The sequence below is a fragment of the Dolichospermum compactum NIES-806 genome (assembly GCF_002368115.1).
Taxonomy (GTDB): Bacteria; Cyanobacteriota; Cyanobacteriia; order Cyanobacteriales; family Nostocaceae; genus Dolichospermum; species Dolichospermum compactum.
Genome location: NZ_AP018316.1, coordinates 1676765 through 1700958, shown reverse-complemented (window position 1 = coordinate 1700958; position 24194 = coordinate 1676765). Strand labels below are relative to the sequence as shown.

17 protein-coding genes and 1 pseudogene are annotated in these 24194 nt (G+C 37.4%); 8 read left to right on the top strand and 10 right to left on the bottom strand.

Annotation, left to right across the window (positions count from 1 at the left end):
• Positions 1 to 4: 4 nt before the first annotated feature.
• Both CA730_RS08185 and CA730_RS08180 read right to left on the bottom strand, forming a co-directional pair.
• Positions 5 to 1153: a DNA methyltransferase gene (locus CA730_RS08185; RefSeq protein ID WP_096666114.1), complete on the bottom strand. Its 1149-nt coding sequence runs from the start codon at positions 1151 to 1153 to the stop codon at positions 5 to 7.
• The gene (locus CA730_RS08180) at positions 1150 to 2184 is read right to left on the bottom strand and encodes a DNA-methyltransferase (protein WP_096666111.1); all 1035 of its coding nucleotides are present in this window, start codon (positions 2182 to 2184) and stop codon (positions 1150 to 1152) included. Before CA730_RS08180 ends, CA730_RS08185 begins: the two co-directional genes overlap by 4 nt.
• 350 nt (positions 2185 to 2534) lie before the next feature.
• Here CA730_RS08180 and CA730_RS08175 point away from each other — a divergent pair, with 350 nt between their 5' ends.
• The 3 genes and pseudogenes from CA730_RS08175 to CA730_RS08165 form a co-directional block, all read left to right on the top strand.
• Positions 2535 to 3410 carry a hypothetical protein gene (locus CA730_RS08175; protein WP_096666108.1) on the top strand — a complete coding sequence of 292 codons (876 nt, stop codon included), beginning with the start codon at positions 2535 to 2537 and terminating at the stop codon, positions 3408 to 3410.
• A gap of 130 nt (positions 3411 to 3540) precedes the next feature.
• Entirely contained in the window at positions 3541 to 4764 is a 1224-nt protein-coding gene (locus tag CA730_RS08170; RefSeq protein WP_231940038.1) for a DUF4336 domain-containing protein, read from the top strand.
• A 166-nt stretch (positions 4765 to 4930) separates the two neighbouring features.
• A pseudogene (locus tag CA730_RS08165) lies at positions 4931 to 5611 on the top strand (IS4 family transposase); the annotation flags it as partial.
• Here the strand turns inward: CA730_RS08165 and CA730_RS08160 are convergent.
• The gene (locus CA730_RS08160) at positions 5594 to 6595 is read right to left on the bottom strand and encodes an AAA family ATPase (protein WP_096666099.1); all 1002 of its coding nucleotides are present in this window, start codon (positions 6593 to 6595) and stop codon (positions 5594 to 5596) included. The pseudogene CA730_RS08165 and the gene CA730_RS08160 sit on opposite strands and share 18 nt — an antisense overlap.
• Before the next feature lie 201 nt (positions 6596 to 6796).
• On the opposite strand from CA730_RS08160, the gene crtD reads away from it, so the two are divergent.
• From crtD to CA730_RS08145, 3 genes are all read left to right on the top strand, one after another.
• Positions 6797 to 8311 carry a C-3',4' desaturase CrtD gene (gene crtD / locus CA730_RS08155; RefSeq protein ID WP_096666094.1) on the top strand — a complete coding sequence of 505 codons (1515 nt, stop codon included), beginning with the start codon at positions 6797 to 6799 and terminating at the stop codon, positions 8309 to 8311.
• A 400-nt stretch (positions 8312 to 8711) separates the two neighbouring features.
• Positions 8712 to 10901 (top strand): transglycosylase SLT domain-containing protein, encoded by a 2190-nt coding sequence (locus CA730_RS08150; protein WP_096666089.1) that lies wholly within the window; start codon positions 8712 to 8714, stop codon positions 10899 to 10901.
• Positions 10902 to 11025: 124 nt separating this feature from the next.
• Entirely contained in the window at positions 11026 to 11622 is a 597-nt protein-coding gene (locus CA730_RS08145; protein WP_096666086.1) for a Uma2 family endonuclease, read from the top strand.
• 72 nt (positions 11623 to 11694) lie between these two features.
• Here CA730_RS08145 and CA730_RS08140 read toward each other — a convergent pair whose 3' ends face one another.
• From CA730_RS08140 to CA730_RS08110, 6 genes are all read right to left on the bottom strand, one after another.
• Positions 11695 to 12759 (bottom strand): hybrid sensor histidine kinase/response regulator, encoded by a 1065-nt coding sequence (locus tag CA730_RS08140; RefSeq protein WP_330221289.1) that lies wholly within the window; start codon positions 12757 to 12759, stop codon positions 11695 to 11697.
• A 281-nt stretch (positions 12760 to 13040) separates the two neighbouring features.
• Positions 13041 to 13814, bottom strand: coding sequence for an ion transporter (locus tag CA730_RS08135; RefSeq protein ID WP_096666080.1), 774 nt, complete (start codon positions 13812 to 13814; stop codon positions 13041 to 13043).
• A 58-nt stretch (positions 13815 to 13872) separates the two neighbouring features.
• Positions 13873 to 14367, bottom strand: a complete 495-nt coding sequence (locus tag CA730_RS08130) for a hypothetical protein (RefSeq protein ID WP_096666078.1) — start codon at positions 14365 to 14367, stop codon at positions 13873 to 13875.
• Positions 14368 to 14731: 364 nt separating this feature from the next.
• Complete coding sequence (locus CA730_RS08125; protein WP_096666075.1) at positions 14732 to 16828, bottom strand: pentapeptide repeat-containing protein; 2097 nt, start codon at positions 16826 to 16828, stop codon at positions 14732 to 14734.
• Between the two features lie 59 nt (positions 16829 to 16887).
• Entirely contained in the window at positions 16888 to 17220 is a 333-nt protein-coding gene (locus tag CA730_RS08120; protein WP_096666072.1) for a hypothetical protein, read from the bottom strand.
• Between the two features lie 297 nt (positions 17221 to 17517).
• Positions 17518 to 20169, bottom strand: coding sequence for a DUF3536 domain-containing protein (locus CA730_RS08110; RefSeq protein WP_096666069.1), 2652 nt, complete (start codon positions 20167 to 20169; stop codon positions 17518 to 17520).
• Between the two features lie 592 nt (positions 20170 to 20761).
• On the opposite strand from CA730_RS08110, the gene cax reads away from it, so the two are divergent.
• Positions 20762 to 21853 carry a calcium/proton exchanger gene (gene cax / locus CA730_RS08105; RefSeq protein WP_096666065.1) on the top strand — a complete coding sequence of 364 codons (1092 nt, stop codon included), beginning with the start codon at positions 20762 to 20764 and terminating at the stop codon, positions 21851 to 21853.
• Between the two features lie 505 nt (positions 21854 to 22358).
• Entirely contained in the window at positions 22359 to 22916 is a 558-nt protein-coding gene (locus CA730_RS08100) for a peptidoglycan-binding protein (RefSeq protein WP_231940036.1), read from the top strand.
• 128 nt (positions 22917 to 23044) lie between these two features.
• Here the strand turns inward: CA730_RS08100 and map are convergent, their stop codons facing one another.
• Entirely contained in the window at positions 23045 to 23872 is an 828-nt protein-coding gene (map, locus tag CA730_RS08095; protein WP_096666062.1) for a type I methionyl aminopeptidase, read from the bottom strand.
• Positions 23873 to 24194 lie beyond the last annotated feature (322 nt).

Below are 24194 nucleotides of genomic sequence, written 5' to 3'. Positions count from 1 at the left end.
ATTACTATATATATTTTTGTAAAATTATTTGCCAAGCTTGAATATGAGAATCTTTAACTTCTGTTGAATTTTTAGCATCTTTTACTAATTCGTCTGTATATGTTTTGATAAATTCATGATAATCTTCTATAAAACGTAAGTAATATTTTAAGGTATTCACAATACCATTAGCAATAATTTCTAACCCACGTTCTCTTTTAATCTTCAAAATCAATTCATTAATATATTCTTCTTCATCTTTATTAAGAAAACAGTCTTGGTATGTAGTTAGAATATAATACCTTTCTATTTTTGTATTGGCAGATTTTTTTTCTATATCTAATATCATATTTCTATCAATAGGAATATTGTGTTTTATTTCTAATATTTCAAACGGATTGTTATGGTTATCTCTTATTTCTATATCACCATAACCATGCTTATCCGCAGAAGTATGAACATTTAAAGGTAGTAAGATTTTATTTTCAAATCTGCGGACAGTTTTCAATAGTTGTTTATAGATAGCAAAAATTACAATCACTGGTAATCTAGAACTTAAAGGTTCTTCAAAATGTCTTTCTACCATTTTCATTACTGTATTAATATTGATAATATTTACAGAATCAACAAGTTCTAAAGTTTCTGTAAATACTATTTCTTGAGATTGGGAAATAAGATCTAATTGTGATAGAATGTAAACCAAACAATTTTCAATATCAATTGTTTGATTTTCAATTTTATCAATCAACTTCAGAAAAGGTTCAACTAAGCTTTTACTCCTTAATGGTAATTTAACTCCCTCCTCAAAATTCCAGATAATTTCTGCGCGTGTCGCTTTAGTTAAAAATGCAGTTTCTTTATTAGCATATTTAGGAAACTTACTTTTAAGAAATGGTGTAGTTACCTTAGTATCAAGCACTCTTGCAGAATATCCATTGATAAATTTAGCCATGTGTAATCTAATATCTTGCTCAGGTTTAATTATTTTCTTCAGTAGGGTGGTAATCATTACTTGAATTAAAGATTTATCGGTTTCTATTTTTTGAATAAAAATATCTACAAAGTTTTTTATTTCTTGATCGAATTCTGTAAATGATTGATTTTTAACTAATTCAAGTGCTTGCTGATAGGATTTTTCTAATCTTTCTATTTCTTGACTATAATCATATTTCATATAAATAATTCCTGCTGCTGAGAATCAGATTTTTCCATACGGTTATTAGCTAAGTTTACATAATCAGAATTGATTTCAATTCCTAAATAATTTCTATTTAAATTTCTAGCTGCTATACAAGTTGTACCACTACCACAAAAAGGATCAAGGACAAAATCACCTTCTTGAGTTAATAATTTAATCAATTCTTGAATAATATACATCGGATAAACTGCTGGATGATGATTATTTTTAGTAATCTCTACCGGACTTTCAATGATGTCTTTTTTCATCGTGTTTCCCAAAATTCTAATAATAGTAAAACCATTATTCTTGATTTGGTTATTTCTTCCCCCATCTTGTCCACCATAAGCTAATTTATGTACACCATGAATTTTCATTCTAAATCCTTCAATTTCTCCATTATGTACTGCTAAAATAGCTTGGTTTAATGCTTTAATTGCATGATTTTTTTGTTCTTCACTTAAGTCAGAATTTTTGATTAATTCCAGATATTTTTTACCTAATTTATCAGATGGTTTACTTTTAACACTTTTGTTAAAGTTATCTAAGTGTTGTAAATAATTATCTAAATTAAAATAATAATCTTTTGATTTAGCAAATATGAAAAAAGGTTCTGTGGCTTGTATTAATTTTCTTTTATCTTGACGTGGTGTCGGATTGAGCTTTGACCATGTAATTTGATTAATAAGAAAAATATTTTGATTTTGGGTGGCTTGAATTGCAAATTTATAAGGAATTAGAGATAAACTCCCGTTAATATATTTATCTCCTAAGTTAAAAACTATTACTCCAGTTTTTTTCAAAACGCGCGCACATTCCCCAAAAACTGTGAGGATATTTTTTAAATATTCTGATTCAGTTGTTTCATTACCGATACCTAAATCACCATTTCCATAATTACGTTGCTGAAAATATGGTGGTGAAGTAATGATTAAATCAAAAGTATCATTTTCTATTTGTTTGAGTACAGATAAATTATCCCCAAGAATAATTTTATTTTTGATGTCTGATATTGCTCGTAATTTCATGTGATTTTATGCAATTTAAATTTAATTTGTAATTATGTATTTAGGTCAATACCTTGTCCATTTTTTGTAGGTCGGGTTAAGCGACAGCGCAACCCGACGCATTTGTTGGGTTTCGTACCTCAACCCAACCTACAAATCAAGACTTTTTTCCATTTGGACAAGGTATTGTAGGTATAACAGCTTTTGTATATTTTAAAACATTATCTCAATAAAATTTAATAATTTAATTTTGCAAGCAGCAATCACACGCGCATAAACAGTACATCGGAAAACCGTGATGTTTTGAGTATAATGTAAGTTACAGTTGGAAAATTAATTACCCAATATTCAAGAATACTATAAAATTAGCAATGCTAAAAAAATCAACCTTATTTTTCCCAACAATTCCCAAACCTAATTATCAACCTCAAAGCCAAGACACAGATATAGAAGCTGATATTTATTTCTTTCAAAAATGGCGACAATTATCATTAAAACAACGCATGGAAAGATTTATTTCCCATGAACGAGGAGTAAAAAAACTATGTCTTGTAGGAATTAAATCTCGACATCGAAATTTAACTATACAGGAAATTCGTGATCTATTTACTCGTGCTGTATTAGGAGAAAAATTTACTCCTGATTTTCAACCAAAAGGTATTAATGAAAATATGTGGATTCAAGATTCAATTTCTTTAGCTGGAGAACTGCATCAAATTTTTGAATCAATTAATATTGATTACTATGTAAGTGGTGGTGTTGCTAGTTCTATTCATGGAGAACCACGTTCTACTCGTGATTTGGACTTGGTGATAGAAGTTAAACCAAATCAAATAGATTTACTGGTAAAAACTTTAGAAGCATTTGGATATTATTGTCCAGTAGGTGCGGTAGAAGATTTGCAACGAGGTTTGGGAAATATCTTGAATATTACCCATACAGAAACTATTGCTAATGCTGATATATATATTACTGATAATTCACCTTTTGCTATATCACAAATGAATCGAAAAATATTAATTGATGTCGAGGAAATTCCCGCTTTTTGGATAGCTTCAGCAGAAGATACTATTTTACAAAAACTGCGCTGGGGAAAGGGAAGTAAATCAGAAAAACAATGGCGTGATGTTTTGGGGATAATTAAGTTACAAGCAGATAATTTAGATTATCATTATTTAACAGAATGGGCAGAAAATTTAGATTTAGTTGCTGATTTGAGTGAGGTATTAACTCAAGCTGGAATATGAAATTAATATGAAAATTACTCATGTTGAAAAACCCAATCTTTCTAAAAAATCAATAATTTTATGTTGATCACCCCCATAATTTGCTAAACTCCAAATTTAGAAAAGCAAACAAAAATCTGAGTATTGGGAATTGAGAGAGGTTCGCAAAGTGGTGGAAAGTGGAGATATAGAAAAAATTCATCCCCAGGATTTTTCATGGCGGTTTTGGCCTGTTGTGCCAATTTATCCTTATGGTCAACGGCGCACTATCCGTAAAGAAGTTCTTAAAGATGCTATCTGGACTTTTGATCAATTGCAGGGAATTTTCTATGTAGTTGTGCCAATTCGTATGACTGTAGTTAAGCTTGAACAGGGCGGTTTGCTGGTTTATGCACCTGTCGCACCAACGGGAGAATGTGTTCGGTTGCTGAATGAGTTGGTGGCAGAACACGGTGATGTTAAGTATATTATTTTGCCTACGATATCGGGAATAGAACATAAAGTATTTGTTGGTCCATTTGCGCGACGCTTTCCCACTGCACAGGTTTTTGTTTCCCCTGGACAATGGAGTTTTCCCTTGAATTTGCCTTTAAGTTGGTTGGGTTTACCTGGTAAACGGACTCATATACTGCCCGAAAATAGCCAGGAAGCTCCTTTTGTTGAGGATTTTGATTATGCAATCCTCGGACCGATTGATTTGGGTTTGGGTAAGTTTGCAGAGGTGGCTTTTTTCCATAAGCGATCGCACACTCTCTTACTTACAGATACCATAGTTTCTGTACCAGCAGAGCCACCAGCAATTGTTCAACTTGACCCCTACCCCCTCCTGTACCACGCCAAGGATCAAGCCTTTGACATCGTTGCCGATACCTCAGCAAATCGCCGTAAAGGGTGGCAGCGGGTAACATTATTTGCCTTGTATTTCAGCCCTAGTGTGTTAGAAGTACCTACATGGAGTGAAGCATGGGGTGATGCCAAAAAAGCGCGAGAACGTTCGAGAAAAGCCTATTTTGGGTTTTTCCCCTTCCAATGGCAGGAAAATTGGCAAGAATCATTTCATATTCTCCAAGGGAATGGGCGCACATTTGTTGCCCCAATTTTACAAAGTTTGATTCTCAATCGCGCCCCCCAGGAAACTATAAATTGGGCTAATAAAGTTGCCAGTTGGGATTTTCAATGGATTATTCCCTGTCATTTTGATGCCCCAATTAAAGCCGAACCGCAGCAATTTCGGCAAGCATTTACGTTTTTAGAAAAATGTAGTTTATTTAGTAGTAATTATTCTTTACCGGAGGATGATTTTAAGTTATTGAGAAATATTGATTCAGGGTTAAATAAGTTGGGTATTGTCCCACCTGCAAGGGAAAAGCTATAGAATTATAGGCTATTATTCAGTTTCTAACTTTAACAAATTTCTTAAAAACTCAGTGAAATTTTTAATAGCTGGAATCTCTGTACAGGACAAAAAATAGAGAAAAAGCTTGCAAAGGAAACAGAGAAAGGGTTTCATAGAAAGTTACCACACAATCAAAGAAACCCCTATGAACCAGATTAACCTATTACGAGACACACTAAAACCACATTTGGAATGGCATGGAGCGCGTCTAAGCTTTTTAGCGTTATTTTTAATATCTTTATTAAGAGTAAAGACAGTGAACTTGGTAGAATTAGCAACTGGTTTTCGCAACTGTGCTAAAAACGAATCCAATTACAAACGGTTGCAAAGATTTTTCCGAGATTTTGATATAGATTATGCAGTCATAGCGAAAATGATTGTAAAAATCATGAACATTCCCCAGCCTTGGGTGTTAAGTATTGACCGGACTGAATGGCGTTTTGGTCAAATATGGTTAAATATCCTCATGTTGGGAGTAGTACATAATGGTGTCGCTTACCCCCTAGTTTGGCAGATATTGGAGAAGAAAGGTAACTCCAACACGGATGAACGAATGGATTTACTTGACCGATTTGGACAACTGTTCCCAGATGCACAAGTTGACTATATCAGTGCTGACAGAGAATTCGTGGGGGCAGAATGGTTAAGTTATTTACTGCTTGAACCAAATATTCCATTCCGAATCAGGATTCGTCACACTGATTTAATTAGTGATACAGAAAAGACTCTTCCAGGTAGCGTCATTTTTGCTCATCTGGCTGCGGGTGAATCTCAGGTTTTATCTACTCGTCGTTGGGTCTGGGGTCGTTCAGTTTATGTAGCTGGTTTCTGTACACCATTTAACTAACCATCGAAAAGAATTTTGTAAGGCTTCTGTATGAATTGTTGACTCTAATTCATCAATTAAAAGAATACCACCTTTGACGCTGGCAAGTTTCAAAGCTATATGCAATAAACGACGGATACCATCACCAAAAGTGCTAACCGGTGCAAGTCCTAGTTTTTCATGTTGAATATATATATTAAATCGAGAACTAATAGATTCTGGAGATAACAAAATTTCTATGTCAGAAATATTTTTATCCATCTGTTGTAATAATTTCACCACATCGGCTTTAAAATTTTGAAATGTTGCTTCTGAAAGTAATCGAAATTGACCAACTTCTGAACGATGAGATGATGGTGTTACTACAGATGTCTTTAGACTTGGTTCTCTCTTTCCAGATAATCTATAAAAACGTTCATCCTCCCATAACAAAAAATCTGTAATCAAATCAGATGGTTCACCAAGTAAACTTAACTGATAACCATCATCTGGAAATACCCCTATTTTTAGCTTAATTCCTTTCCTAACTCTTGGTGTATCTTCATTTTCAATTTCTTGTTCATTATCATTTTCAATTTCTTCTTCGTTGCTAAGATTTCTGATATTGCTTTCCTCTGATAACCATATTTCCTCCTGTTCTTCATAGCTTGCTATTAACTTCTTTACAGAGAATAAACCAGTGCTAGAAATAAGAATAATAGGTTTATCAGCTTCTACAATGGATGCAGAATTATGTGTAAATAACCACTTTATTGCATCCAGTGTCCGAGTACGATACACTCTCATATCCTGCTCTCGTTGATTTGCTGTATTAAGCCATACTTTAATATCTAATGGATGACAGTAAACAGATAATGCTTCTAGAACACTGGTTTTACCTGAGTTGTTAATACCAACAAGCAGGTTAATCCGTCCGATATCCTTTAGTTCTAAGTCTCGAAGTCCTCTAAATTGATGAATTGTGACGTTTTCTAAATTGCTCATAGGCTTAGTTTAGCTCAGGCTGTATACCATAGATTATTTTTTTAAAGTTGTCAACACATAACATACCATATTCACAATGTAAATAGAGTCATCTACCATTTATTTTATCGTAAATAAATCTGATATATTAGATGTTAATAATGATGATTATTTGATTAAATCATATCTCATTAATTCCTCTGAAATTGAAGTTAATCATCAATGTCAAATCTTACTGATCCAAAAAATCAATCCCGCGTTATCGTCATTGGTGCGGGTATAGGTGGACTTACAGCCGGAGCATTATTAGCACATAGAGGTTATAATGTCCTGATTCTTGACCAAGCAATTGTTCCTGGTGGTTGCGCTTCCACCTTCAAACGGCAAGGATTTACTTTTGACGTTGGTGCGACCCAAGTAGCGGGTTTAGAACCTGGGGGAATTCATCACCGCATTTTCTCAGAATTAAATATAGAATTACCCGCTGCGACACCTTGCGACCCAGCTTGTGCTGTATTTCTTCCGGGAGAATCTACACCCATTAATGTTTGGCGTGATTCTCAAAAATGGCAAGCAGAACGTCAAAAACAGTTTCCCGGAAGTGAACCTTTTTGGCAATTATTAACCACTTTATTTAATGCTAGTTGGGAATTTCAAGGACGTGATCCGGTTTTACCACCCCGGAATTTATGGGATTTAGGACAATTAATTAAAGCCGTTCGTCCGAGTACATTTATTACTGCACCTTTCACTTTATTCACTGTGGGGGATGCTTTACGATTATGTGGTTTAGGAAATGATCAAAGACTGCGGACATTTTTAGATTTACAACTGAAATTATATTCTCAAGTTAGTGCGGAAGAAACGGCTTTACTTTATGCAGCTACAGCTTTGAGTGTATCCCAATTACCCCAAGGGTTATTTCATCTGCAAGGGAGTATGCAAGTTTTGAGCGATCGCTTGGTAGAATCTTTGGAACGCGATGGTGGCAAGTTATTAATGCGCCACACTGTTGAAAAAATCCAAGTTGACCATAACCAAGCCAACGCCGTCATCATTAAAAATCAGAAAACCGGGGAAACTTGGACAGAATCAGCAGATCATCTAGTTGCTAACGTCACCGTTCAAAACTTGGTTCAATTATTAGGAGAAAATGCCCCTGCTGGATATAAACAAAGGGTCGAAAAACTTCCACCTGCTTCTGGTGCTTATGTGATTTATTTGGGTGTAGATAAAAGTGCAATTCCTCCTAATTGTCCACCGCATTTACAATTTTTATATGATGTAAATAAACCTATAGGCGAAAATAATTCCCTATTTGTATCTGTGAGTCATGAAGGAGATGGTCGCGCCCCATTAGGAAAAGCCACAATTATCGCTTCTTCCTTTGTTGATTTTATCCCCTGGTGGGAAACTCAAAATTATGAAGAGTTAAAACAAAAATTTACTCAAGATGCAATATCCAAACTTTCTGAATATTTCTATTTGAAACCAGAAACTATTATTCATGTAGAAGCTGCCACACCTCGTACCTTTGCTTATTATACAGGTAGAGAATCAGGTATTGTTGGTGGTATTGGTCAAAGAATTCCTACCTTTGGCCCCTTTGGTTTTGCTAATCGAACACCCATTCGTAATTTGTGGTTGGTTGGTGATTCTACTCATCCTGGAGAGGGAACTGCGGGCGTGAGTTATTCAGCTTTAACGGTAGTTAGGCAAATTCAAAGTCAAAATTAGTAAGGGAACAGGGAACAGGAAGGATCAGTTACATATCAGTTATACTGAAAACGGTTAATAGTTTAACCAAATATGACTCTGGTAAACCTCTCCCTAACCCTCTCCTAAGAGGAGAGGGAAAAGGAATAATATTTAATACTGGAGAGGCTTTGAACTTGTTCTTTGTATGATAAAAAAGCCCAGCTTCTAGCCGTTTTGAGTATACATAATTGAGGGCGGGGAGACCCTAGAATCTGTCACCACAAAATCAAAGAGAGATTACATTTGTATAAACTGGCGGAAAGTCTTACATCATAAGCGTAAAACTTGGTCAGGAGTGTTACCCTAATGATAAAGTTGCAAAAATATTCATCTAATCGTCAACTTTCTCCGTGAGACACTAGGCAAACAGTGAGTATCAATGTTGAAAAAACTACAGAAAACACAAATTTATCTGCTTGCTGGTGCTGGACTATGTGCCTTTTTAGCCGGGGCAATGGTATCAGCCCCCCAAGCAGGCAAAACCGTCAGTCAATGGTTGAACTTGAGTCAGGGTAAGCCGGAAAAACTATCTGAGGCGACAAAAGCCAAGTCAGTTGTCTTTTCTCTGTTGTCTCAATCTGTACCAGAAAGATTAACAAAACTCACGGAAATTGCTGAAAAAGGCAGTTACCCAGATCGGGAACGCGCCCGTTATTTACTCTCTTGTGATTACGTCGAAACTTCCCAAGGCAAAAAAGCCCTGAGTCTATTAACAGGACTGGAAAAAGATTATCCTGTATTAGCACCTTATATTTTACTTAAACGAGCCCAGGCTCATGATATTTTAGGTGAAGATAAGCAAGCTTCTGATTTGCGCCGCCAGGTGGTCAAAGAATATGACAAAGAAGCAGCGGTAGTCAAGGCTATATATGCGATCGCCCAACCAAAATTATCAGATCAAGCGATCGCTCAATTTCCCTCCCATCCCCTCACCTGGGAAATTATCCGCAAACGCTTAAAAGATAATCCAAATCAACCCAAATTACAATTAATCTTGGCTCAATACGCCGCAGACGAGCCAGGAATTGTGGGCGTATTAGATCAATTGGTAAAACAGCCACAACTCAAACCCACAGATTGGGAACTCATCGGTTCAGTCTATTGGGATAACAATGAATTTACCAAAGCTAAAAATGCTTATATTCAAGCCCCAAAAACAGCCACCAGCCTCTACCGTATCGCCAGAGGATTACAATTAAATAAAGAACAAGATCAAGCTATTGTGGTTTATAAACAACTACTACAAAAATTTCCCACCGCGAAAGAAACAGCAATAGCCCTATCAAGATTAGCCGATATTGCTAAAGGTAAAGATGCCATTATCTATCTTGACCAAATAATTAGTAAATTTCCCGATCAAGCACCTCCAGCATTAGTCAAAAAAGCCAAACTTTTAGCATCTCTCAAAGATAATAAATCAGCTAATACGACAGAGAAATTATTGCTAGGAAAATATAGCAGTAGCGATGAAGCCGCAGAATTTCGCTGGAACATCGCCCAAGCTAAAGCCAAAAACAATGATTATTTGGGAGCATGGCAATGGGCGCAACCAATTACTATTAATAACAAAACTAGTATTTTAGCTCCTAGAGCCGGATTTTGGGTGGGGAAATGGGCAACCATACTAGGCAAACAACAGGAAGCTATTACTGCTTATAAAGCTGTAATTAGTGAATTTCCTCAATCTTATTATGCCTGGCGTTCTGCCAGTATTTTGGGTTTAAATGTGGGGAATTTTAATACTTTGCGCGTGATGAATCCGGCAATTATTCCCCCGCAACGTCCTGTTCCTCCTGCCGGTTCTCAGACTTTCCATGAATTGTATTTACTAGGACAAGATCGTGATGCTTGGTGGCAATGGGAAACAGAATTTAAAAATAAAAAACAGCCCAGTGTCGCTGAACAGTTTACCGAAGGGTTGATGAGATTAACTAAAGGTGAATATCTCATTGGTATTGACAAAATCTCTAAATTAGAAGACCGAGAAACCCCCACTGAAAAAGCCGAATATGCAGCTTTAAGTCAACAACCCATCTACTGGCAAGCCCGTTACCCTTTTCCTTATTTTCAAGAAATTGAAAAATGGTCTACTTCCCGTCAACTTAATCCCTTATTAGTTACAGCTTTAATGCGGCAAGAATCCCGCTTTCAATCCAAAATTAAATCCCCCGTCGGTGCAACAGGTTTAATGCAAGTTATGCCCAGTACAGGGGCATGGATAGCCCCACAAATCGGGTTAGATATCAAAAAACTCAACCTAGAAAATCCTAACGATAATATTATGTTGGGGACTTGGTATTTAGATCATACTCATCAACAGTATGGCAATAATTCCATGTTAGCGATCGCTAGTTATAATGCCGGTCCCGGTAACGTCGCCAAATGGCTACAAACCTTACCCAAACAAGATCCAGATGAATTTGTCGAAGAAATTCCTTTTGACGAAACAAGAAATTACGTCCGCCAAGTTTTTGGCAACTACTGGAATTATCTCAGACTTTATAACCCAGAAGTTTCTGCCATAGTTAGCAAATACTCAGCAGCACACCCACAATTACCAGCAAATTAATGAACCCGTAGGGGTGCAGGGACTGCGCCCTTAACTAATTTAGCAGTTCCCCATTAACTTTTCTAGCCTAAACTAGATAAGGAGGAACTTAGATAAAATACAAATTCAGATGATGTCATCTTCTATGATTGCAACTCCCAGCTATGACTATCTTTCCCCCACAGAATATCTCCAAGGGGAAGAAACCAGCCCTATCAAGCATGAATACAGAGACGGAGACGTTTACGCAATGACAGGGGCTAGTAATACTCATGTAATTATTACTGGTAATGTCTTTGCTCTGCTGAGAAACCATCTACGTGGTAGTGGATGTCAAGCCTACATTGCCGATACTAAAGCACACATTGAATCAATTAATACTTATTACTATCCCGATGTCATAGTCAGTTGTGACCAAAAAGATAAAGCCTTTCATAACTTTTTGCGTTATCCCTGTTTAATTATCGAAGTCCTATCTCCCACCACAGAAGCATTTGACAGAGGTGATAAATTTGCTGATTATCGCCACTTAGAATCACTTCAAGAATATGTATTAGTAAGTCAAACGCGAAGAAATGTAGAAATTTTCCGTCGTAATTCCGAGGGACAATGGGTATTTTATAGTTATGGACAGGGAGAAAATGTGCATTTAGCAAGTGTAGATTTTCACTGTCCGACAGAAGATGTCTACGAAGACGTGAGTTTTGAATCCCCTGCTGTAGAAAACGTAATTAATTCTTGATTGGGCGCAGCCACTACGCTCCTTTTTTCTTTTTTCTTTCTTCCTCTTCTTTCTTCCTCCTGACTCCTCTTTCTAAATTTCAACCATAAAAATTGCCCCAGTTGGATCATTTCCCTCTACACTAATATTTCCTCCATGAGCTTCAACAACCATTTTACAGAACGCCAAACCTAAACCAATTTGATATGCACCTCTGATCAGATTTCCTACTTCATATTTAGCAAAAATTACTTCTCTTAATTCTTCTTTAATACCTGGACCAGAATCAGCTATTTGCATGATGAATTTTCCTGATGATGTGTAATCAGCAACAAAAGAGATTTGACTTTTTTCGGGTGTGAATTTAATCGCATTAGACAGTAAGTTATCAATCACTCGGCGGATGAGATTGGCATCTAAACTGACTGAAATTCCAGGTGCTGGTAGTTTAGTAATTAATTCTAGATTTTTTTTAGTTATATTTAGTTCAATATCGGTAATAGCAGTAGAACAAAGATCAAAAATATCAGTATCTGTTCGTTGAAGTATGAGCTTACCAGAATCTAATTTAGCCATGATTAGTAAACTATCAATCATGGATTGTAATTTTTGAGCGCTCGTAATAATTTGACTGGTTTTTCTCTCCTGACGCTCTTGTGAATATTCTGTAATTCGCAAAATTTCCGCAGACATAATGATAGCTGTCAGAGGATTTCGCAAATCATGAACTATCATATTAGAAAGATCTTCTCGTAAATATAAAGTTTCTTGCAAAGCATCATATTGTTGTTTCATTCGTAACATAGAACGAGTCCGCGAACGTAATTCTAATCCATTAATGGGTTTACTAATAAAATCATCAGCACCTGCTAATAGACATTGGGATAAATCTTCTTTACTAGAAAGCGCTGTCACCATAATTATAGGAATATGCTTCCAATGAGAATTGGATTTAAATTTTTTGCAAAATTCGATACCATTCATTTCTGGCATCATGACATCTAACAAAATTACATCAGGTTGAAAATAATCTAAAAGGTTCAGGGCCTGTTGTGCATTATTAACATAGCTTAGTTCATAGCCTTGATTATCTAACAACGTATCAATTACATCAAAATTATCAGGTTCATCATCAATAATTAAAATTTTAGGAAGCATAGACATATATAAGGGTTACTGATAGCGTAGCGTGGCGTAAGCCATAAAAGCTTTTTTGGTTAAGAGTAGGAGTTAGGAAGAAGAAGGAAGAAAGCAGAATAATTTTTATGAGCATAGTACATGGTTGTTGATACGATAGCTTCTTGATTATGCTTTTCCTGTGGGAAGACATGACTTTTAATTACTAGTTACTCTCTGTATGATATATCTACTTAGAAAAAACTACTATGATTAACTTCACTCTTGACTGTGATTTTACCCCCATGTAGTTATAATAGCTGCTACAATTGTTTACCGCACCTTTTACAAAATACGGCATCTGCATCATGAAAAGCTAAACCGCACCCTTGACAAACAGTTTCTACCTGATTTGCAGTTTTTACCAATCGTCTAATTAAGTCACCAATCTGCCAAGGAATCAGAGCCACCCCTGTTAAAATCATCAATACCGTTAGTAAGCGACCTAACTCAGAAATTGGGATCACATCACCAAATCCCACCGTTGTCATTGTCACAACGGAGAAATAAAAAGCATCTAAAAAAGTATCAAAATTCTGGGGATTAACTGGATGTTCAACTTGATAAATTAACCCCGAAAAAACAAAAACTATCGCAAATAAAGTAAATAATATTCTCGCAAAAATTACACTATCTTGATTACTGATACTACCAATTAAAAACTTTTTATCAATAAATCTCAGCAAACGCAAGATTCTAAACCAACGTAATAGCCGGATAAAACTAATATTTACTAATCCTATAAAAGATGGCAAAATTGAGATTAAGTCAATAATTGCATAAAAACTCAGAATATATTTAATTCTATCTTTTGTACTCCATAAACGCAGTAAATATTCTCCAGCAAAAATTATTAATACACAATTATCTAATACTCTTAATTCCCAGCGAGCCTCCTGAGAAAGATCATAAGTTTCTGCCACAAAAATTCCCGATGATACTAAAACTAACAAAGAAATAGTTACACTAATCACCTTACCTACAGGAGTTTCTAGGTCTGTTAAGTAAAAGTCTATTTTTTCTCGGTCTAGCACCATCTTTTCCAAAATTCAACATTAAAAATCAAACGTTTGAAAAATTATTACCAATTAAGAATTAAAATCTTAACCCAACTCCACCTTGTAAAGATAAAGCCGTACCACCAGTATTTCGGTAGGCATCAAAGGCAATAATAGCATTACCAAAAATCACAGTATTACTATTAGGAATAACATAGTCAATTCCTGGTTGCAAAGCAAAGCTAATTTTATTACCAACAGGGGAAGGCGTATCACCACTAGTTAAGACTAAACCAGCACCTAAATAAGCATCAGTTTGCCAGTTGAGAGGGATGTCATAGGAAACAGTCGGGACTACTGCTGTTCCCTTACCAATTAAAGCTTGAGTGCGGAAAGAAATGGGTGTTTCTAGTAATTTGTAGCGAAAAGCCAGGACTCCACCCAATTGAGTACCATCTGTCAACCCCACAGTCGGGCTAATACCAACATAACTGCCATAAGCTACTTGTGCCTGTGCTGGTTGAGAGTTTACCACTAAACTCAGAACTGTTCCGATTCCCATGACCCCAAGCCAATATTGAAAATGTTTCATTACCCTACTCCTGTCACACTCTGAATCTAATATAACTTAGGTAAGAGGTTTACTGAAAATCTTATTCTTGTCAGAGGGTGTTTTAAAAGTCCCTGATGATGTACCAAATATTTATTACCCCCCTTAATCCCCCCTTATCAAGGCTACGGTGTACACACATCCTTACCCAAAGCGAGTTTTCTACAACGAGAAAGAATCTATTGAAAATCCAGTTCCCCTCTCGAAGAGCGGGGAGGGGTTTTATGGCAACCAACAGGAAATTTCCGACTTGTGTGTACACCGTAGTTCATAATGGGAGGGTTAAGTGGGGTATAACTGTGCTAAAAATCACAGAATAATACTTTTCAAACATCCTTTCATGTGATTATGGACAACGGGAATTTAGTCCACCTTGAGTACAAATAAATGCCAATTGTTGCGGATCTAAATTTTTAGCTTGACTGAAATCTACTCCTTTAATTGAGGCATTTTGAGAACCAATATCAGGTGTTTCCACAAACTGATCTGCTAGATTTTGTTTACCAACAAAGAGAATTGTACCTTGAAAATCTGCTCCAGCGACATTTGCTCCTCGTAAGTCAGCACGACTTAAATCAGCATTTCGTAAATTAGCGTTTTCTAAGTTAGTCGAGCGTAAACTAGCGCCAGTGAGTCGAGTCGCACTTAAGTTAGCATGACTGAGATTAGCATAATCTAAATAGCTTTCCGATAAATCTGCACCTTGCCAGTCCGTTTTAGTTAAATTCGCGTAGGCTAATTGTGTAACAATGGCAGAAACCCGGACTAAATTGGCGGCATATAAATTTGCTTCTGTTAAGTCAGCGTTGCTTAAATCTGCATTTGTCAGGCTGGCATTTTCTAAAATTGCATTTCGTAAATCTGTACCTACTAACTGGGTGCTACTGAGATTAGCCCCAAATAAACGGGTGTAGGATAAGTTAGCTTTGTTAAGATTGGCCCGACTTAAATCACTACGACTCATGGAAACCCGACTCAAGTTGGTATTACTTAAGTTGGCTTGCTTTAGTTGAGTGTTATTTAAATCAGCGATCGCATCATCGTAAGTATCCCAACGTCCATCTTCACCGACGCTGCGGAAACGGCTACCTTGTAAGTTAGCTTGGTTAAGATTTGCTGATTTTAAGACAATTCCTGATAAATCAACGTTGTTTAATACCAAGTTAAATGAGGGCTTTTTCCCAGATGCTTGAGAACCTAATTGAGCATTGCTTAAGTCAATGTTGTTGATTTTGCCACTATAGATAGCCAGAATTTTATTAATTACCTGCTGGGTGAGAATTAACTGATTTTGTGTAACTTCCCCATTGGGACTTTTACCCACAGATGCTAGTTTTCCCGCCTTAAACTGATTCATGCGGTTTAATTCAGGAATGGCTTTAAAACCAGCATTAGTTAAGGCTTGTTGAATGGTATCCAGGGTTTTGGGGTCTGTTTCTTTAACCAATAAGTCAATTAATAATGTGATGGCTTGTTTATCATCAACACTACCCAAGGCTAAAATAACTCTTTGGCGGTCTTCGTTGGTAACACCGTTATTGGGATTGAGTGCTTTGATGAGTTCAAGGAACTTTTGACTATTAGTTTGTTCGCTTCTCCGTTGGCTTTCTTGGGTTTGGATGTAGATTTGTGTACCTATTAAGGTTGATAACACAGCAATCATGCTAGTTAACCCTACTAAAAACAGGCTGATACTAGGGTTATTTCCGGGGGAAGCAGGGGAAGCAGATTGTGAACTATCTACATTATTTTCGGTTATTGTTGACTGCTCCCCAGGAGGAATAACAGTGCTTGCTGCATCTATTGTATATGTCCCTGCAAGTTGATCATGGAAGGAGCGGCGATGCTTTTGGTTAGGCCAGCCTTTTGATTCTGCTAAAATCATTAACATTGTCAAAGATGTAAACAGAGCTAAGTTGGGGAAAACAAAGCTGTAACGCCAGAGGAAATATGCTGCGGAAACTGGGATTGTCCAACGTCCTAATCCTTCTCTAACTATGACTGTGCCTAAACCTGGGGCTGTTCCGGCTTCGTTTACTACTCGCACACCAAACCACCGTTTAGGAATGGTGCTGCCTGTTTTAGCCAGTAAATACAATTGCCACCCACAGAGGCTTGTGGGCAATAATAGGGCTAATGTCCACAGGATATTGGTCGGCCAGGCGACGTTGCGAATACCATAACTGATGGGTAATGCTAGTGGTCTGGCGATCGCTTTTTCTGTGACTAATAGGACAGGATTGAGAGGAACTCGACGGAAATCACTACGGGAATTTACATATACACCTAAACTATAAGGAACTAACCCAGTGGCAATAAGGAGTGTTATTTCCACCGTCCAAGCTACAAAGCGCCTCGTTGCTAATGGTGTAATTTTAGATTTTTTCGGTTCTTTGGGGCGGCTAGACTGACTACTACTTTTGCCGATCATTGGATTCGCCATTGCATAATTACCTGTAATTTTTTTACGCCACTATTGGCATGATTCAAATAGGCTATTGCTTATTTTCCTTGTCCATTAGCAATAAAAAATTTGTATCCAAGATACACTAACACTGCCAAAACCGCCAGACTAATTACAGAAGCAACTAGAGCAAATACTGTTTGCAACATCCAAACGGTTATCAACATGACTACGCCCGTAACTGCCAGTTTTTTGATTGTTGATAAGCCATTAAACCAATTTTTGGATCTTTCTAAATATAACTTCCATTGAGTAACGCTAGTTACAGGTGTCTGTGCTTCTGATTGACGAGCATTTTCACCGGCAGATTTGATTTCTGCCGCTAGGTTTTGGAGACGACGTTGTAAATCTTCTTCTGGTTGAGAGTTCATAAATTTCTATTCATCTTTTATTAATCAAGTTGATGATACCCCTGGACTGCGTCTATGGCAACGCAACTATTATGATCGCATTATCCGCCATGAAAAAATTTTAGACCTTGCTCGTCAATATATTTTTCAAAATCCTTTCCGTTGGGATAAAGATCCTCATCACCCCTGTAAATTGAGTAAAAGCTATTGACAGCGACAGAAAAATTTGTTATTATGAAACCGATAAGGAAGAACTATCCTCAGTGCATAAGCGAAATTAATAATGATTCGGTGGTGGGGAATGCCCACCCTACAAATTTACGGCAACTTATCCAAATAAGGACTGACATCAACAGCTAATTTTTGTCCTAATTTCAGTAATTGACGACATTGCATAGCTTCTGTTTCACTATCAATACTGGTAATGCGTGGCAATATTTGACTGTGTAAACAACTCCAATAGAGTTCTTGGGAATGGTTTAAATTAATGCCAAGATTTAATTCATGACCGACATTAATTAATCGTTCTAAACGCTGAATATCTGCATCTATTTTGCTATTGGCATCATACAATAATTGCCACAATAACCGGACTATTAATTGTTCTAAAATTTGATTACCATCGGGAATATTTAATTGACAACGTAGATGTTTAGCTTCAGTGGCGATCGCTTCCAATTCTACAATATGATTCCAGCTTAATTGCAATTCAGTAATATCTTGTTCTAGAGATTTCAAAGTTGTTAAACAACGATACCCCAAAGCAATTTCCGCCGCTACCTGTAATTCTCGTGGTACTTCCAATTCATCCCGGTGAAAAGCCATAATCACACCGTAATTATCACGATATGTCTGAGTATATAACTGATCTAATCGTGCCAGTGTATCCTGACTCAACAACCGCATAATCCGATGACGTTCTTCCGCAAATAAAGTCCGTAAACTAAAGGTATCGTCCCCAAATAATTGAGTCATCACCAAAATTACATGAGCGACACTAGCCTGTTGCAGGGACGTGAACAGCTTTTCTTTGATTTGACTATAATTGCGTCGTCCTGCAAACTGTTGAATACAGCAATGAAAATCCCAACCCCCCAAATGGAGAACCGCAAAGACTAAATTTTCACTTTCCCAGGTAATATCTGACACTAGCTGCAAATGCCCCACCGCCATAGTTAATGGACCCAAGCTTTGCTTATGATAATTTAGCTCATGGGCATTATAGCAATAAACACGCTGATGATGACTATGGGGATGTACATCTGTTTGTTGTTGAGAGGCAGTATTTTTGTGATGATTAAAGAGGGAAGTAATTGCGTAATGGGCAGCTACTTCTTTAAAGCCGATCTGTGCAGTTAGCACCAACCGACGATATATTTCCGCCCCATGTTTAAACTCTTCCACATTACTAGGAGCTAAACCCAAACGTTTAAGAAAACCTTTTTCTAATTGTACACCTGCCACATCTCCTGCTAATTCTAAAGCGCGAGAGGCATAGCGCAAAATCTGTGTTCCCTCTGGGCGAGAAATTTCTTCAAAAAACCAGCCGCAACTAGTGAACATCAACAAAGAGTGACGCTGCATTTCCAACAAGCGTAAAGCTTCTACCTGTTCAGCCGCTTGGAGTTTGCGAGTTTGATGGTGAGATAGAAACCGGTTAATATTAGCGGGAGTGCGATCGCTCATAACATGAATATATTCGTCCCTCGCTTGCCAAGGATCACGGAATAATGTACCGCCATATTCCTCATAGACATCACTTAACCGATCCCTTAGCCAATTTAACGCATTACGTAACGGTCGTCGCCATTTTTGATGCCACACCCCCCCTTCACCACCACAACCACAATCATCTTGCCATCTATCCACACCGTGAGCGCAACTCCAAGCCGTCACCGACTTGATTTTTACTTCCCAAGAAGGAGGATTTAAACTTAAATAGTGGGCAAAATTGGTGACAGTCCAACCATGACGGGGAAACTCACCGATAAAGGCATAGGCTAAAGTCTTCTCTGTTCCCTTTTTATGATGTCCAAAGGTTTCTCCATCTGTAGCTACAGAAATTAATTGGGACCGACGATGATCCCCGCGAATAGCTGCGCCAATCCGTCCTGCAAAATGATGGGAATTGTAGACAACATCACTAAAACCCATATCCCGCGAAATTGGACCATCGTAGAAAAAGATATCAATATAGGCAGTTGATGTTTTTGCAGACTCGTCACTATCTAAATAACAGCGATAAGGACGAGTAGGATCAATCTGATTACCCCCCACCTCATGCCATTGACTACCAGAATCATCTCCTGTGGGGATTGGACGACAACGCTGGGCTTGAGAAGGGGCTAAAATGATAAATTTAATACCTTCGGCTACCAAGGCTTCTAAAGTGGCATAATCTACGGCTGTTTCCGCCAACCACATTCCTTCAGGTTCACGACCAAAGCGAGAACGGAAATCTTCCTTACCCCAGCGAATTTGTGTATGTTTATCCCGTTCATTGGCTAGAGGCAGGATAATATGATTATAAACTTGAGCGATCGCATTGCCATGACCATTAAGGCGATCGCAACTTTTAGCATCAGCCTCCAAAATTCGCTGATAAACCGAACTATCGTGGCGTTCTAACCACGACATCAGCGTAGGGCCGATATTAAAACTCATATATTCATAATTATTCACAATCTTCACAACCTCGCCTCGGTCATTTAAGACCCTGGCAAAAGCATTAGGACGATAGCACTCCCAATGAATCCGCTCATTCCAGTCATGAAAAGGACTAGCGCTAGGTTGACGTTCAATCGCATTAAGATAAGGATTTTCTCTAGGAGGTTGATAAAAATGCCCATGAACCGTCACATAAACACCCTGAGCAGTTTTCAGGGGATCATGTTCAGGACTGGATTTAGCCTCTTGATCTAATGGTAATATTGAGTCATAACTACTTGGTATTTCCGCTGCCAAAGTCATATATCTTTATCCAAATAAATGTGTAATGTTGAGGAATATTCTTACTATATCTACCTTTCTACAATTGTTGTCTCACAAAATTAGTTATAAATAACACCTGTGAAACAAAACTAAATTTTAATACGAGTCAGAAGTCACCCAGTCAAGACTCACCGAATCAGGAAGAATAATAGGACTTACGCACGCTCACTAATTTACCATGATATGAATGAACGAAATTGCGTCGTTTTCGGCTTTGGGAATAACTTATTGAGTAGGGTGCGTCAGATAGGGGACTTCCAACTAAAAAAATACCCAAAAATTTCTTGTGGTGCGGGCATCTTGCCCGCTAATCATCAAGGACGGGCAGGATGCCCATCCCACAAAATTGGGTAATTTATTTTTTGGTGTTCCCTAGCGGGAATCTGTTTTTTTGTCAAAATATCGTGTCTGACGCACCCTACAAGGGATAAAATTTACGTCACATATTTGGGGAATCTTGTCAATGCGTAAATCCTAAATAATCTCGAACGCCAATGACAGATATGATAGGTATTCAAATACACATGATGTTTTAGACATTGTGTAAAAATCCCCTAAACTCAAGGTAAAAATGTCAATCAAAAACATTATTTTCAGTATTTTGCTGCTGTTTATACCCATATCCCTAGCAGCCCACTTTTTAGAATGGGGAGACTTAATAGTTTTCATCACCGCAGCATTAGCGATTCTCCCCTTAGCAGCGTGGATGGGTACAGCTACCGAAGAAATCACCGTAGTCGTCGGTCCAGGAATAGGCGGATTTTTAAACGCGACCTTTGGCAATGCCACAGAACTGATTATCGCCTTAGTTGCCCTCAATGCAGGCTTAATTGATGTTGTTAAAGCCAGTATCACAGGTTCAATTATCAGTAACTTACTCCTAGTCATGGGCTTATCCATGCTACTAGGGGGAATTCGTTACAAAGAACAAACATTTGAGTCTGTTGTAGCGCGAGTAAATGCTTCCTCCATGAACTTAGCAGTAATTGCTATTTTGCTACCAACAGCAATGAACTATACCTCCATAGGTATTAGCGAAGCAACCGTGCAAAATCTCTCCCTAGCTGTAGCCATTGTCTTAATTTTGGTTTATGGCTTAACACTACTATTTTCGATGAAAACTCATGCTTATTTGTATGAAGTTGGTGTTGCAGAAATAGAAGAAGACGAAGTTACCCATAAAAAACCAAATGTCTGGTTATGGAGTGGTGTACTTTTAGTTTGTACCCTGTTAGTTGCCTGGGAGTCAGAATTGTTAGTTGATTCCTTAGAAGTCGCTACATCTAAACTAGGTTTGAGCGCACTATTTACCGGGGTAATTTTAGTTCCCATTATCGGTAATGCTGCTGAACACGCCACCGCAGTCACCGTAGCTATGAAGAATAAAATGGATCTGGCTATGTCTGTCGCTGTGGGTTCAAGTATGCAAATTGCCCTGTTTGTTGCCCCAGTCTTAGTAATTGCCGGTTGGATAGTTGGGCAACCAATGGATTTAGATTTTAACCCCTTTGAATTAGTAGCTGTTGCTGTATCAGTTTTCATTGCTAATAGCATTAGTTCTGATGGTAAATCTAATTGGTTAGAAGGAACACTACTTCTAGCTGCTTATACTGTCTTGGGTTTTGCCTTCTACTTCCATCCAGTTACTAATGGTATGAGTTAATTGCATCATGCCACTGTGCTGGCAAATACCGCAACAAATTTATTCCAGACTTGATATTCCCAATCTAATCAATTGGGATATTTTATCTTTGACCAAGCCCTAAATATTTTTTTAATAATTTTAACTCCCTTAAGATAGATAAATAAAATTCATAATAATTGTAGTCTCAAATCAGATCATCCTTTCGATATCAACCGCCAGTACCGCCAGGCGCAAGTGAAAAATCAAAAGCAATAGGTCATAAGCTTTTTAGCGAGTGATGATGGTTGGGTTATTTAAGCCGCAGTGGACTAGATTTATTGTGAGAATCTTTACAAAAAAGAGAGTGGGGAATAGGGATTTTTATTTGTTCCCATTTATTCCCCAGATATTCAATTAATTTTGCTCGGATACCTGTATACAGGTATTATATTTAATTTCCTAAATAACTCAGTACCATTCTACATTGCCTCTACTTTTCTTTTGCTATTTACTACTTTATAAAGAAGCACAGCGATAAAATAAAATGACTGAAATCGGACTACTGATGATGGGTGTATTGAATCCAAAACCACTAAATATACCCCATTTTCTCTCACAGAAAATCTTTCCCAGAGAGAATGGTATAGGTTTAACAAATCATCAATCCAATAAATTAGCTGTTTACCCTCGAATTACACCGCCAGAATTTACTCAAATCGGTATAACTTCCCCAAATCATCTTTTAATCCTCTCATTCCGAAGGCACAAAATATTTGAGCAAATAACCCAAAAACAGTATCCCCTCAATTCTTTTGAAATAGCTGATACCGGCAATATCTCTATAACAAAAAAAAGAGGTATTCCCTTATCCACAAGATATCCCAGAACCCAGAACCAACCCATGCCGGTTATTAGTTTTGGTAGTTCAGGTATATCTGTGAGAGCTTTACAAAAACTTTTAATTGCTAACGGTTATGGAATGACTATTGATGGAGTTTTTGGACCAGTCACCGAAACTGCTGTTAAAGCTTTTCAAAATCGTCGCCGTCTATCAACAGATGGTGTGGTTGGTCAAAAAACTTGGTGGGAATTAACAATGTAATTGGTAATTGGTAATTGGTAATTGGTAATTGGTAATTGGTCATTGGTAATTGGTAATTGGTAATTGGTAATTGGTAATTAGTCATTGGTAATTAGTCATATAAATCATCTAAATCACAATAATCATAGTTAAAGATGAGTTCTATCAGTTAAAATTTCATACCCACTATCTGTCACTAATACAGTATGTTCAAACTGGGCAGATAAAGCATTATCAACTGTTACCGCAGTCCATCTATCAGCTAAAATTCGGGTATTCTTAGAACCAGCATTTAAAATTGGTTCAATTGCTAAAGTCATTCCTGAACGCAATTTCACATTCGGTATTTCACGAGTTCGATAGTTAAATACCGCTGGTTCTTCGTGTAAATTTCTACCTACACCATGACCAGTAAATTGTTCCACAACTGTAAACCCATTGGCTTTTACATGGTCTTCAATTGCACCGGCAATTTCCGTCAAATGGACACCGGCTTTTACCTGTTCAATCCCTTTATATAAAGATTCTTCCGCTATTTTAATTAGTCTTGCGGCTTCAGTTGTCACATTACCCACAGCGATAGTAATGCAGGAATCACCGTGAAAGCCTTGATAATAAGCGCCTGTATCAACTTTTAACACATCTCCTGCCCGAATTACCTTTTTCGGGCTAGGAATTCCATGTACAACTTCATGATTAATACTAGAGCAAATCGAGGCGGGGAAGCCATGATACCCTTTAAAGCTGGGAGTGGCATCCATTTCGCGGATGCGTTTTTCGGCGTAAGCGTCTAAATCAGCCGTTGTCATTCCTGGTTGCACTAACTCAGAAATTTCTTTAAGCACGGTTGCCACAATCTTCGCCGATTGCCGCATAATTTCGATTTCACGGGCTGATTTAATTTCAATCCCTCGGCGTTGTTGTTTTTCGGGTTTTGGCTGGGCTGGTTGCGAAAGCAGGTTGGTGAAAATATTCATGATGAAGTTTAGGAATTAGGGGTGCTTTTACCGGTTAGCTGTGAAGTTGTTGAGATTTATTGGCAAAAAATATCTATATTTACGTTAACTTATTTTTGCATCTTTAGAAAAACACAGATAAGTGTACAAAATTAATTACCAACTAATTTTTATGTTCCCTGTTCCGGTGTTCCCTCTCTCAACGAGTGAATTTAATTTTGTCTGACTACTTATAATCTACTGATCTAGCTGCAATAATTGTGTGGTTTTGATCTCCTATCATCCTTAAATACCCTGGTTCGTTCGCGTCAACATTGGGGAGCGATGGCAGGTTTATGTATCT